Source organism: Flexilinea flocculi, from assembly GCF_001192795.1.
Taxonomy (GTDB): Bacteria; Chloroflexota; Anaerolineae; order Anaerolineales; family Anaerolineaceae; genus Flexilinea; species Flexilinea flocculi.
The window spans coordinates 357,347-370,927 of record NZ_DF968179.1; the positions used below are offsets into that span (position 1 = coordinate 357,347).

At 41.6% G+C, this 13,581-nt stretch carries 10 protein-coding genes; 9 read left to right on the forward strand and 1 reads right to left on the reverse strand.

Annotated elements, in window-relative coordinates; genetic code table 11:
• Positions 1–3 precede the first annotated feature (3 nt).
• The 6 genes from ATC1_RS01515 (at position 4) to ATC1_RS01540 (ending at position 8,971) form a co-directional block, all read left to right on the forward strand.
• Positions 4–642, forward strand: a complete 639-nt coding sequence (locus ATC1_RS01515; RefSeq protein WP_062277535.1) for a hypothetical protein — start codon at positions 4–6, stop codon at positions 640–642.
• A complete protein-coding gene (locus ATC1_RS01520; protein WP_062277537.1) occupies positions 639–3,158 on the forward strand; it encodes a hypothetical protein in 2,520 nt (839 codons plus the stop codon). Before ATC1_RS01515 ends, ATC1_RS01520 begins: the two co-directional genes overlap by 4 nt.
• Positions 3,155–3,847 carry a hypothetical protein gene (locus ATC1_RS01525; RefSeq protein WP_062277540.1) on the forward strand — a complete coding sequence of 231 codons (693 nt, stop codon included), beginning with the start codon at positions 3,155–3,157 and terminating at the stop codon, positions 3,845–3,847. The genes ATC1_RS01520 and ATC1_RS01525 overlap by 4 nt, the downstream gene beginning before the upstream one ends.
• A 1-nt stretch (position 3,848) precedes the next feature.
• Positions 3,849–5,600, forward strand: a complete 1,752-nt coding sequence (locus ATC1_RS01530) for a glutamate mutase L (RefSeq protein ID WP_062277542.1) — start codon at positions 3,849–3,851, stop codon at positions 5,598–5,600.
• 200 nt (positions 5,601–5,800) lie between these two features.
• A complete protein-coding gene (locus ATC1_RS01535; RefSeq protein WP_062277544.1) occupies positions 5,801–6,868 on the forward strand; it encodes a hypothetical protein in 1,068 nt (355 codons plus the stop codon).
• Between the two features lie 15 nt (positions 6,869–6,883).
• A complete protein-coding gene (locus tag ATC1_RS01540) occupies positions 6,884–8,971 on the forward strand; it encodes a hypothetical protein (protein ID WP_062277546.1) in 2,088 nt (695 codons plus the stop codon).
• Between the two features lie 145 nt (positions 8,972–9,116).
• On the opposite strand, the gene ATC1_RS01545 is transcribed toward ATC1_RS01540, so the two are convergent.
• Entirely contained in the window at positions 9,117–10,580 is a 1,464-nt protein-coding gene (locus ATC1_RS01545; protein WP_062277550.1) for a phosphoglucomutase/phosphomannomutase family protein, read from the reverse strand.
• A gap of 461 nt (positions 10,581–11,041) precedes the next feature.
• Here ATC1_RS01545 and ATC1_RS01550 point away from each other — a divergent pair, with 461 nt between their 5' ends.
• The 3 genes from ATC1_RS01550 (at position 11,042) to ATC1_RS01560 (ending at position 13,578) form a co-directional block, all read left to right on the forward strand.
• Positions 11,042–11,725, forward strand: a complete 684-nt coding sequence (locus ATC1_RS01550; protein ID WP_062277554.1) for an acetyltransferase — start codon at positions 11,042–11,044, stop codon at positions 11,723–11,725.
• A gap of 9 nt (positions 11,726–11,734) precedes the next feature.
• Positions 11,735–12,160 (forward strand): bactofilin family protein, encoded by a 426-nt coding sequence (locus ATC1_RS01555; protein ID WP_062277557.1) that lies wholly within the window; start codon positions 11,735–11,737, stop codon positions 12,158–12,160.
• A 233-nt stretch (positions 12,161–12,393) separates the two neighbouring features.
• A complete protein-coding gene (locus tag ATC1_RS01560) occupies positions 12,394–13,578 on the forward strand; it encodes a DegT/DnrJ/EryC1/StrS family aminotransferase (RefSeq protein ID WP_236688099.1) in 1,185 nt (394 codons plus the stop codon).
• Positions 13,579–13,581 lie beyond the last annotated feature (3 nt).

Below are 13,581 nucleotides of genomic sequence, written 5' to 3' on the forward strand. Positions count from 1 at the left end.
AATATGACGAATAAAAAAGCAACGAAATGGATTCTTTTACCTGCAGCAGTGATCGGTATTTTGATACTTGTATCAGGATATTCTGATTTGGATGTAATTATTCAAATCAGACAGGCTGTTTTGCAATATGCAGGATACCTTTTAGGATTGATTCTTTTCTTTGCTATTGTTGATTTTATTCTTGGACGAATCCGCAATTTAGGGGATAAGAACAGCAGCTTCATCAATAATTTCATCACGATTGCCGTTTTTTTTGCAGTTCTGATTTATGGATTGTCTAACTCATTTGAAAATCAAGGTTTTCAAAAGACGATCCTTGATATGCAGCGTTCTGTTGAATCCGGATTGGCTGGTTTGATTTGTATTGTCATGATTGGCGGCTTATACAGGTTATCAAAGTTTCGCAAAGGAAGGCTTAAGACTTTCTTTGTATTGAGTGCAATCATATTTCTTATCATTTATAGCGGCATTTTTTATTTTTTCCCTGAAAATCAAGTTTTATTATCCATACTTGGTTTTATTCAAACATTGCCAATGGGTGGAATTTATGGACTGCTGCTTGGTATTGGAATTGGCGGATTGGTTACAGGTATTCGCGTGCTGTTTTTAGCTGAACATCCATATAATGAAAGGAAACGATGAAGGAATTTAAGTGCCCTTTTTGTGGAAGTTCAAATAGTGAAGATGCGGAATCTTGCAGCGTCTGTAAAGTAGATTTTCGCCAGCTTCCGGAAGAAATCATGTCATCCGAAACCCCAAAGCCAAAAGAACAATCGGATGCTGACAACAGTTCGAAAGAGGTACCGGATTGGCTTGCTGACATTATCAGACGAAATCGAAAACCGCAAGGGAAAATGCCTTTTGACAGCTTTGCTGATGCTCTGATGGGAATAAAATCCGTTGATGATTTTTCCGATTCTATGAAAAAGGATTTTTCCGGTTCAGAAAAAATTGAAGAATTCCTGAACGAAGAGAAAAATCTGACAGAAGACTCTTCTGATCAAAATCGCGGTTCCCTTTTTTCAATTTCTCATACAAGTCGGAAAAGTATTCCGAACCACAAGTCGGATTCAATTGTCTCTCCTTCTGTATCGGAACAAAGAAAAAATGAAGAACAGCAGTTGGAAATCCCGGAAGTCATTAATTCTCAGGATGAAATTTCCGAGGATGAAGAACTTTATCGCGATTTTTCTGTAGAAAGACCCGCTCAAAAATGGGATTTGCAGCCATTGGCAATGTCCGAATCTTATGATCAGACAGATTCTGCAGAAAATGGAAATCAGCCGGGAGAATTCGTTCCCGATGTACAAGCAGATGATACTTACATCGAAGCGATTCAAAATGTTGAATCTGACCTCAATCCCGCAGAAAAAAATGAGGACAACTCGACAGCATTATCATCTGGTGAAAAAGCGCCGCTTGTTATAGCTCCCGATATCGAAGAGCCGGTAATATCCGATGAGGAACGACTTTTCAATCTGCCTTTTGAAGATGACCTCAGTTTGACAGAAGAAAAGATCACGATGGATCAACCTTCTGATGAAGCTGCACGGATGAATTCTGATCTTTCTTCAAATCAAATTGAAGTAATGCAGGAAGAACCTTCAAGCATATCCGAGGATTCTGCCAAAACTTCGATAACCACTGATTTTGCCCCCGAAAAATCTGATGAGAAGACAGAGGAAACTGCACCGGCTGTTGAATCTGCTGATCATCCCTTGGAAAATGATCCGATTGAGGTACCTGAAAATACAGAATCGGATGAGAGGGATGAACAGAATCTTGTGAGTGAATTCTTATCCCAAATCAATTCCGATGTTCCTTCTTCAGATTCTGCAGCCATTCAAGAACCGCATGATTCTTCCGATGGAAGCTTGCCTGAAGAAAGCGAAAACGATATTGCAGAGCTCCATTCAATTCTTTCCGGAACGCAGGAATCCCCAGACAGCTTACCAACAGATTCCGATCTGACTGAGATAGACTCCGGTATGCAATCAACGAGTGAAACTGTGGGATCAGATACGACTGCAGTTACCGTTGCGGGAGACAATTCGATTGCTGAGACGAGAGATCAGTTCGATAAGGCAGAAGATTCCGATGCGATTCCTTGGAATTTATTTGAGAGTGCTGATATATTTTTCCCCGAAAATCGAAAAGAGCCTATATATTCGTCATTTTCAAAGGAAAAAATTCCTGCTGATTACCAGGATCGAAATTATCAACATCGCATGATTACAGCTGTACTCGTCAAATTGTTTCAGACTGAAAATCATAATCAGCCGTTAAAAAAAGCTGACACAAGGAAAACAAATAAGATTATTCAGACAATTTTTGCTCTTTTGGTCTTCTTTGGTGTGATAACGATATTAATTTCCGGAGTTACTGATTTCATCGATTTAAGACCGGTCGACGATAAACAAGTATTGTCCTTGTCTACGTTTAACTATCAGATCTCATCCCTACAGGAAGGGGAACAAGCATTATTCGTCATTGATTTCACTCCAGGATATATCGATGAATTATATGCTCCAACATTAAAACTGATTCAAAATATGACTGAAAGAAATGTGAAGGTACGACTTGCTACTATCTCGCCATCTTCGGAGATGATTTCTCAGAAAATTATCATGGAAAATCCGCAAATCTCTGTAGAGAACCAGGGATTCTTCCCTGGACAGGTTGCAGCTATCCAATCCCTGATTGCTTTGAATGCTGATGAAATCAAAGCAGTTTTCATTATTTCTTCAAACTTTCAGACCTTAAAAACCTGGATCGAACAGATTCATGTGGAACCAGTAAAATTCTCTTTAAATATTCTTGCTTCAGCGCAGATGAATTCATTGTTAACCCCTTATTACGATTCAGGTCTTATCGAGAGTTCTCTTTCCGGAATGATTGAAAAGCGTTATTTTTATGCGGATAATTTCTCTGATAAGAAAACAAATCGAGAGATTTTTAGTGTATGGTTCATTATTTTGGCAGCGATAATCATCTATTTGACAGGTTGTATTGATTTTTCGATGGCACAAGCCACAGATAAAGATGGAAAACATCCTGAAAAAAATCATACGATTCAATCGGATGCCAAAAAGCATTCGGGCAATTCTGCCGATACCGTAATCGATAAGAACACAAATCGGAATGAGGAGAAAAAATGATTGTATCGAATGAATTCTTGATTCTCCTGGCTGGATTACTGCTCTCCCTTTTTACTTTCAGTCTGATTCTGGGAGACAACTGGCTGTTCCGATTTGGTGCGTCGGTTTTATCGGGATTATTATCCGGCTATGTCTGTATATTATTGATCGACAAGATATTCATTACAAAAATGATTGAGCCGTTTACCGATTTTTCCAGTAATTGGACTGAAAAAATTGTGATTATCCTTGTCATCCTTTCGGGAGTGTTTTTGTTTCTGAAATTCTATTTCCGAAAAAATACAGGTGGAAATCTCATTTTAGCCATATTGCTTTGTATTGCAACGGCATTAACGATTTCCGGTATTGCCAGTGGAACAATTTTTGGCTTGTTTCAGGGGATAATTTCACGGTTTCAATTGGCGGAAAATCATACTGGAGTTCGCTACTGGGTGGAAACAGGGATTATACTCATCGGCACAATTACCTCTTTATTGTATACGCAGCATTATTGGTTTGATAGGAAGGATCAGACTATGACTGATCAAAAAACCAGTCTGCATGTATTTTCCTCAATTGGCGAAATTTTTATTGGAATTGCATTAGGGTCAATTTTTGCCGGATGTTTTGTCGCCTCTGCGATGATTTTAGTTCAGTATTTGTCAAGAATGATTAGTACAAGTCAATTCTTACTGCAATGGATAAAATAATATGAATCAACCGCAGGATCTTGCCAGGACAGTACTCTATCTTGATATTGGGACGGTTAATACCCGAGTCAGTTTGTTTGATTATCGCGATCAATCCTATCTCTTCATTGGTGCTGCTTCTGCTGCTACTTCCGGAGGCGATTCGAATTACTCCATATATTCCGGTGTTGTTGATGCGGTTCGAAAACTTGAACGAGCCACGAAAAGGCGATTTTTAGATCAGAATTCCAATTTCGTGATACCCATGAAATTGGGTATCACCGGTGTGGATCAAATCGGATTTTCATATACTTGTACATCAGATCCGCGGATTGCACTGATGGGTTTGACGCGGACAGGATCTTTACAGAATCTGCGCAATTTACTCGCAAATACAGGGATCAGACCGGTTGTGGAAATTTGCGCAGCAGATGGACTGGATATTTCTGAAAATATTGACCGTTTACTGAATGCCGATCCACGAATTGTTATACTTGCCGGTGGAACTGAGATCGGAGCGGAAAAAGCAGTCTACAGACTGGGAGAAATTTTGATGTTAGCGTGCAAGAGCCTTACGCGCGAACAGAGGCCGGAAATTCTTTTTATGGGCTCTGCACTTGCAGGACAGCAAATGGAACGCGTTTTTTCAAAAATTTCCGATTTTTCTTATGCTCCGAATGTTCTGGAAATCGGATCCATTGGTCATTCTTCGTTGGATTCATTGTTATCCGTGATGAACAGGAATGCTGAGAAGCAAGTCTTAGGTCTAAAAGATTTGGTCGAAAGGTCAAAAACAACAGGTGTTCCTGGTGAATTCGCTTTTGGCCGAAGTGTCCGCCTGATGAGTCGTCTTATTAAAGAGAATCAACATGTTCTTGGAATTGATATCGGTTCAGATCATACGGTGGTGGCAAAAGCAAAAAACTTAGACCTGTCTTTAGAGGTACTTCCGCTTGGAATGGGGAAACGGATTACTGAACTTCTGAATAACTTCGAATTATCAGAACTGCAGTCATGGATAGGTTTCCAAATAAAAGAATCCGAAGTGCAAGATTATATCTGTAATAAGAGCGTCTATCCGGATCTGGTTCCTGGAAACCAATATTCAGCGCAGATTGAGCAAGCGCTCACGCGATTTGTATTAAAAAAGTGCGCGAAAGAAGCCGGCATGAATTCCATATTAAGAGATGGCAGCCTTGGAATGGTGTTATTATGCGGATCAGTAGTCAGAAATGTCGAAGATCCCGGAGACTCCCTCTTGATTGGCATGGATGGACTTCATCCGTTTGGAGCTGTGGATTATTTTCTTGATATGAATGGATTAACATCGGCTGTCGGAGCGTTAGCCCAACTGAATCCAATTCTTATTTCACACATCATGAATGCGTCAACTTTCCTGAATTTGGGAAAGGTCATAACACCTTACTTCAACCAAAAAAACAGCAAGATTCAGGATGGGAAGAAATTTATGAGTGTAGCTGTACGGGACGACGCAGGAAATGTCCGAAAATTTGATGTACCGAGAGGAAGAATCTATCGAATCCCGCTTGATTTTGGGAAAAACTATGAGCTGGATTTTCTCAAGATTCCCAAGGAAGTTTCAATCCCGGGTGTTAGGACATGGACACCGCTTGGATTTAAAAGTGGATGTTTTGGGATTGTGTTTGATACGCGCGGTGATGCTCTTGAATTGCCCAAAGACCGCACTTCCCAAATTAGCAAACTGAAGTTTTGGAAAGACGAATTAGGCCCATGGACAATTCAACCATCTTGATACAGTGATTCGAAATTTGGAAAACCTTTTAAAAAGAAACATCAACCCATAAGCCTTTCCGTTTTTTCGAATCGCTCGTTGAATTTCAGATCAGGATGAAAATTTCATGTAGAATTTTTAAATAGCATATCTGTTTTATTGCTTATCTTGAAATGGATTCTTAAATAAAGCAGTAATTTGGAAAAAAACTGAACTAAAAAATGAAAAACTCATCAACGAATATCATCACTTCCGGAAATATCCGCTGTTCACGCCTCCTATCTGAAGATGGCTCGGTGACAGTATTCCCCGGTCAGGCTGTAGATCCGTCGACACAGATCGCCTACAGGAAAATTTGGCGAAAGCATTTTCTCATGAATGTTACGGAGTCGCTTGGAATAGCAAGTGATGAGAACATTCGGGACTTTTTAACCATAAAAGAAGGCGAGTTTGTTTCTGCAGGAGAAGTAATTGCCAAACGCGGCGGTAAAAAAAATCAGGTTATCACCGCACAGGTTTCCTCCAGATTCCTTGGACTTTCTTCCGGCAATCTCATTTTCGAGACAGATCCGGATGATATTGAAAATGTTATTGCAGGATTTCCAGGAGTTGTAACGGATGTAGTTCCATCCAGAGGCGCTTTTCTGGAAACGATAGGCAGTTACTTACAGGGAAAATGGGGAAATGGGAAAAAAGGACAGGGCATCTTATTATCGATGGATATGGAAAAAGGCGGAATCTTTGGCCAGGATAATATTACGGTCGATATTGCAGGCGCAATCGTTTTTGCAAACACCTGCCTGGATCCTGACGCGTTGAGATCCTCTGTAAAAATGTCTCCGGGAGGATTGATTTTCGGCTCGCTCCCCTCATCTATGCTATCTGTTGCAATGAAAATGCCTTTCCCGATCATTGTAACCGATCTAATTGGAGTTGGACGGTTAAGTGATCCGGTTCACATGGTGCTGGGGGAAAATATCATTCGTTTTGCTTATCTGTATTCGTATTCTTGTGGGATTCAAAACAAGCAAAAACCGGAAATCATTATCCCGCAGGAAGAATATGTACCGGAAGGTGAAAGTCTGCTGAAAAAATTAAAAAAAGGCGACCAGATTCGAATTATCGAAGGATTTCATGGCGGTGAACTTGGAATTGTGGTGGAATTGCTTCCAGGTATGGAAAATGATTCTGAAGCTCTTTCTGATATTGACCGAATAAAAGTTTGCATCGATCAGAATACAGAAGTTGTCTTACCACTAAGTAATGTCGAAATGATTCACGTGAAATAAAAAAGAGGAACCCTCATGATGGATTTTGACCATGACGAAATCTTCGAAAATTTTGAAGACGAATTTCTAAAAAGAAAACGGAAAAAAAGGCAGGGAACGGCCATTCCTCCGTGGATGTTTATTCTATTCATTCTGATCATTATTTTTGCAATCCTTCTCATCAGGAGAAATCCGAAACCTCAGGAGATACTTTCCGAAACAACACAGCCGAGCTTTGTTTTTACAGAGACGTTTGTAATACCTGATCATACATCATCACCTCAGGCTGAGGCTGAATCTGTAACGATGCTTGATTCGAACCTGCTGGCACCAAGTTCAACGGCGGTTGCTGTCGAAAGTGCTGATATTTCCACGCTTCAAAATAAAGAAGAATCAATCCTTCAAGTCACAAAAATATCCGAAATAATTCCCATTGTCGCAACTGAAGGACACTCTCCGATTTTAACTATCATTCCAGAGAGCACTCAAACAACTCCTGTAAAAGTTACAGGAATACCCCAGAATCAATCTGATTTTCCGAAAATGATGACTGAAACCGAATCATCAGAATCGATAATTCCGATTGTTCCGTCTGCGGCACAGCCTGCTGCCATCCAAATCGCAACAGATCAAAAGGTTGAAATTCAACCATCGGCAACTGTACAGGCTGCAGCAAAGTTCACGGTCAGTGATCAACCACGCACACCGATTGTGATTCAGAAAACGTCAACAACAATTGGTCAGGAAGCGACATCAGCTCCTGTGGCACCATCAATTGTATTTTCACCGGTGACAAATTCTGTAACTGACGATTCGAATTCTTCTCAAACAGTACCTTCTGTAGTCAAAATTGTTCCAACAAAACCGTTAAGCACGCGGACAAATGCTGTCATCGTGACGGTAAATGTCTCAATGGAAAAAGAAATATCTGAAACTGCCATTCCTGCAGAAGCCACTCAGAACGATCCGGTTGCAGTCAATGCAGTATCTGCTGTCCCTGAGGTAATCGGAACTGAAACACAGGTATTGCCAGATTCTACTGAGGCTGTTGCGTCAAACTCGGATACGACACATGAAAATGAGAATTGGTTCAGAAAATTTATAAATTTCTGGAAGCGATTATTTGGTATAAAGCCGTCAGTTTCTTCTGTTGCTACATTTACTGCAACTGTGGAGGAAAATCCAACGATGGCAGTTCCTCCGGTAGTAACTGAAGCCACAACAGCGATTATTCAAGCGCACACCACTGAAATTCCGATGGATCGTGAGATGATAACACCGGAAATTTCTGAACTGGTCCATATTGAATCCAGTCCAACGAACAATTTTCCGGCAACAATGATTCCAGCCGAGACTTTGTCAGTATCGGAAACGGACATAGCAGAGCCTAAAATTGTCACGGAGCCCAAACAGGAAGAAGATCTTAGTCTGATTCAAAAGTTGTTGGATTCAATTCAAAGACTCTTCCATAAAGAACCCGAATCGATTCCAACTATATCAGTGATTGAAGAACTGGCAAAGCAGGAATCAGAAAATAGAACTGCGGATTTACAAACCGTTTCTACACCTCCAATTTCAGAAAGCCAGACTGAGAATGAGGCAACGAAAACTGTTGCTGCAGTGATTGATGAACCAGCTCGCGATCTACCGAATGCGATTTCAGGACCTGCAAGGACAAGTGAAGTTCCTATTGATGGAAAATTATTCGTGTCGAATCCTTCATCCATGAAAGATGTGGAAATTACTGCTACTTATTCTGATTTGGATGATGAGCCGCTGAAATTTGAGGATGTTGATTATTCCAATGAACCGACCCGTACTCCGATTTCAGAGAATACTTCGGAGCCGCTGCCGACAGAAATTACACCTGCAGTTACGAAAATTGATTTGGTGCGAATTATTACCTTGCCGGTTACGAAACTGACGCCGGTTCGACAGACAACGGTTACTATTTCTTCCCGCGATTCAGGTGCAACCAAGGTGCCCGTCATTCGTGAGACGATACTTCCAGAGACGGGATTTGCCGACCGATTGAATCTGCCAATGGTTATTTTTGTAATCATGGTTCTGTTGGTGTTGATCTTAAGCGTGCGCGTAATGCGAACAAAAAACCGCATGAAGTAAATGCGGTTTTTCCCTGCAATTATAAAATTTGGGAGGATTCTTTGTTGTATTGATTATGCGCTTTGTGCACCATCACAACAACAAAGGATCCTCTCTGTATTTTTCAATATTGTTGACTGTTGATTTTTTCTCTGTGTTTTATCGATCAACTGACATTTTCAGCGACTTGATTTCCATATCCCAACAATTCCTTTACCATTTGATGCGTTCGCCCTTCCGCGTAAACCCGCAAAACCGGTTCGGTGCCGGATGGACGGATAAGCAGCCAGGAATCATCCGCCATGATGTATTTCACACCATCGAGCGTACTGATTTCCGCAATTTTTTCTCCGCCGATTGAAGCCGGTGCGTTGTCGATCAGGTATTTGATCATTTCCTTTTTTGCCACCGGTTTTTTCAACCGCAGATCGGTTCGATCATAAAAGGCGGGACCCACATCGGCAAGGAGTTCGTCGACCAATTCACCCAGTGTGGCGTGGCTGGCGGCAACCATTTCCGTGATTAATAGTCCCATGATGATTCCATCTCCTTCAGGAATATGGCCTTTGAAGGAGATACCGCCTGATTCTTCACCGCCGATCAGGACATCTCGTTCCATCATATGATCAGAAATATGATTGAATCCGACAGGTGTCTCAAACACAGGCAGTCCATATTTTTTTCCAAGACGATCAATCATCCGCGTTGTGGAAACAGTCCGTACCAGCGCGCCGTCTAATCCTTTTTTCTCATGCAGGTATTTGATGGAAAGAGCCATAATTTTATGCGGATCGACGAAATTACCTCTCTCGTCCATCGCGCCAGTCCGATCGGCATCGCCATCGGTTGCCAGTCCTAAATTACCGAGTCCGGAAGCGATCGCGCTTGCCAATGCGCCAAGATTGCGGTTGATCGGTTCGGGGTGAATTCCTCCGAAACCGGGATTCATCTCACCCCGGATTTCATTTACCTCAACCCCTGTCCCCTGAAGAAGATTCTTGATGACCCCGCGTCCGGAACCATACATGGAGTCAACAACAACCCTAAGATCCTTTGCATCTGCGATAATGTCGAAATCAATCAGTTTCCGAATATGATTTCCATATTCGAGAATTGGATTGAATGTTGATATTAGCCCTATCTCACGTGCTTTATCATAATCCATCAGATTTGGCCCGCGACCTTGCGTTTCATTATCATTGAGGAAGACTTCAACCAGCGTACATTGTTCCGGTAATGCAGAACCGCCGTAGGCGGCTTTCAATTTAACGCCGTTATAGCGCGGTGCATTATGCGAGGCAGTGATCATCACGCCGGCGATGGCGCCATAAAATTTGACAGCATAGGAAATTGCCGGTGTGGGGGCGCAGGATTGGCTGATGAAGACTTTAAATCCGTTCGCAGCTAAAATACGCGCTACCTCTTTTGCGTATCGGTCGGAAAGGAATCGGGTATCGTATCCGATAACGATTCTGTCTTTATTGGGAATCTGATCAACTTTTGATAGTTCCTCCCATGAAGATGAAGATACGGCATTGGCTATAGCCTGAGAGACGACTCTCAAATTTTCAAATGTAAATGTGTCGGAAATAACAGCACGCCATCCGTCAGTTCCAAAATTGATCGCCATAAAATGAGTCTCCTATGATGTTCTTCTTGATTGGTTTCGGAATAAATATATCACTGATTAGAGAATGGGCGATAAGCGTATGTAGCCATTGATTTGTACATGTGCATCCTGTTTCCCATTTTTATCGCAATAGAAAAAACTGAATGTTATCTGACAGAGGATATTCAATATTTTCATTCGTATAACTTATATTTTAATCCAGTCAGGTGATTTTTTGAGTGTGAAATTTTCTCGAATTCTGATGGATTCTTTCCGGTAAATGGAGTGTTTCAATCCTGAATTTTTTTTCGTGCTGCGAATTTATAATAATCGTTCGATGCTTAGATTGGATTTTCAAATCAAACGCAAATTTTTATTGTTGAGATGATTTTGCTCTTTGCGCAAAATCATCTCAACAACATTTAATCCTTCACGTATTTCGAATCGATGATTGCTGAATATTTATAATGTAAAATACAGATATGAAAAAACCGATATTTATCTATGGTGCAGGCGGTCATTCGAAGACTGTCATCGATCTGATCCTATCATTAGGCGACTGGGAAATTGTTGGCGTTGTTGACGATGGCGTTGAAACAGGTACGCTGGTGATGGGGTATCCTGTGCTTGGAAGTGCGAATATTTTATCTTCCCTCCAGGGAGAAGGCATTGTGTCGGTTGTAAATGCGATCGGTGGAATTGGAAATTATCAAGTTCGCTGGCGCATTTTTGAACGCCTGCGAAAGATGAATTTTGAGTTTCCAAATTTGATACACCCGACTGCATATATTGAGAAAAGTGTTCATCTGGATGAAGGAATTCAAATACTTGCCAAGTCCTATATCAGCAGTGAAAGCCAAATTGGATTTGGCTCCTTAATCAATGCTGGTGTGGTATTATCCCATGAGTGTAATATTGGAACTTGTGTTAATTTATCGCCCGGCGCATTGTTGGCAGGGAATGTGGAAGTTCATGATTTTGCTCAGATCGGTATGGGAGCTACGATTAATCTTGGTGTGCGGATTGGCAAAGCGGCACGGGTGGGCAACAGCGCTGTTGTAAAAGGAGATGTTCCAGATCAGGGACGCGTCTATGCAGGGACCATCTGGCCTTATTCTAAAAATGAAATAATACAAACTGATCGTGATTTTCGAAAAATCGCATAGGCATACAACGTGTTTAAAAAAAATCCATCCAGTAATCAACCACAATCAGGAACAACCATTGAACGTGTCACATCGGTCTTAGGACCAGGTATTAACTGGCGCGGAAATTTACGAGGAGCTGGCGGTATACGCATTGAAGGGACATTTGAAGGCGAAATTCAGATTCGCGGAATGGTGGTTGTCGGAGAAACCGGCCGTGTTACTTGTATGAACCTGAGAGCGAATACTGTAGTCATTGCAGGTACCTTACGCGGAAATATTACTGCAGAACGGCTCGAAATTCGCAGTACCGGCAGAGTTTGGGGGGATGTCAGCGTTGTCAGTTTCTCAACTGAAGAAGGAGCGTTTTTGCGTGGACAGGTTCGGATGGAGGAAAAAGTGATTATTGAGCCTCCAATGCAGGGTAATCCTAACATTCCTTACTCAAATTTTTAGGGAAATTCGATAAGCTTTCGAGATTTGGGAATACTTTTTTCAAAGAGCGCAAAATTAACACAACAGCATATAATTCTTTTCATCTTTCGAATTGCTGGTATTTCGAAGGATGGATTGACCTTTCGAATATATAGAAAATATTTTATTCTTGTGGCTTTGCGCTTTGTGTAAAACAATACGTATAACAAAGAATTCTTTTGATATTTTGAATTAATGACTTTTTAGGAGCAATTATGGATTATATGAAAAAGTTCAGCATCCCGATGTCCCAACCCGATATTACCGATGAGGAACGGGAAGCTGTCGCCAGTGTGTTACGGACAAATTATTTAAGTATGGGACCATATGTTCTTGAATTTGAAAGACTTTTTCAGGAATTTACTGGCTGTCGGCATGCAATTGCAGTCAATTCCGGTACGGCAGGACTTCATTTATGTGTCCGATCTGCCGGATGGAAAGATGGCGATTGGGTCATCACAACACCCTTTTCATTTGTGTCCTCTACCAACGCGCTGCTTTTTGAAAGAATTACACCGGTTTTTGTTGACGTGGATCCGACTACCGGAAATATCAATCCGGAACTGGTTGCCGCCGCTGTTCGGGATTTGACGGAATCAAGAGAATTGGCGAAACAATGGCTGCCTGAAAAAGGTTTTTCAACGGATGGTGCGCTTAAAGGAATTCTTGCTGTTGACACGTTTGGTCAGCCTGCCGCTTATGAACAGATCAACACATCTGCAAAAGCTTATCAATTGAAAGTAATTGAAGATTCCTGTGAAGCCTTAGGTGCGATGTATAAAAATCGGCCTGCAGGTCGGTTAGCCGATTATGGCGTTTTTGCTTTTTATCCGAACAAACAAATCACAACGGGGGAAGGCGGCATTGTCATCACGGATTGTGATGAGGATGCTGAGTTGATTCGTGCGTTGAGAAATCAAGGAAGAGCGCCTGGCGATACCTGGCTGGATCATTCTTTCTTGGGATATAACTATCGTATGGATGAAATGAGTGCCGCGTTAGGGGTAGCACAGATGCGACGTATCGATCAATTGATTCAAGCCCGTGAACAAGTCGCAGCCTGGTATAAAGAGGAATTGTCCAGCATCGATGGCGTTGAATGCCCTAATTCAGAACCTACTACGACTCGTGATAGTTGGTTTGTGTATGTGATCCGTCTAAAACCGGGATTGGATCGTTCCGCAATTTCTCAACGCATGACCGCGATGGGAGTTCCAGTCCGTCCCTATTTTTCACCGATCCATCTGCAGCCGTATATGAGGGAAAAATTTGGATATGTTCCCGGAAAATATCCTGTGGCGGAGGATTTAGGACGCCGAGGACTGGCGATTCCCTTTTCCGGAAAAATGACTCGTGAACAAGTTCAGGAAGTTGCATCTATTATTCAGCAATCTTTGTAATTT

Excerpts from the sequence above, each read along its gene's own strand:
- ATC1_RS01525 (WP_062277540.1), top strand. The coding sequence starts at position 3,155 with ATGATTGTATCGAATGAATTCTTGATTCTCCTGGCTGGATTACTGCTC.
- ATC1_RS01520 (WP_062277537.1), top strand. The coding sequence starts at position 639 with ATGAAGGAATTTAAGTGCCCTTTTTGTGGAAGTTCAAATAGTGAAGAT.
- ATC1_RS01530 (WP_062277542.1), top strand. The coding sequence starts at position 3,849 with ATGAATCAACCGCAGGATCTTGCCAGGACAGTACTCTATCTTGATATT.
- ATC1_RS01560 (WP_236688099.1), top strand. The coding sequence starts at position 12,394 with ATGGATTATATGAAAAAGTTCAGCATCCCGATGTCCCAACCCGATATT.
- ATC1_RS01545 (WP_062277550.1), bottom strand. The coding sequence starts at position 10,580 with ATGGCGATCAATTTTGGAACTGACGGATGGCGTGCTGTTATTTCCGAC.
- ATC1_RS01515 (WP_062277535.1), top strand. The coding sequence starts at position 4 with ATGACGAATAAAAAAGCAACGAAATGGATTCTTTTACCTGCAGCAGTG.
- ATC1_RS01535 (WP_062277544.1), top strand. The coding sequence starts at position 5,801 with ATGAAAAACTCATCAACGAATATCATCACTTCCGGAAATATCCGCTGT.
- ATC1_RS01550 (WP_062277554.1), top strand. The coding sequence starts at position 11,042 with ATGAAAAAACCGATATTTATCTATGGTGCAGGCGGTCATTCGAAGACT.
- ATC1_RS01540 (WP_062277546.1), top strand. The coding sequence starts at position 6,884 with ATGATGGATTTTGACCATGACGAAATCTTCGAAAATTTTGAAGACGAA.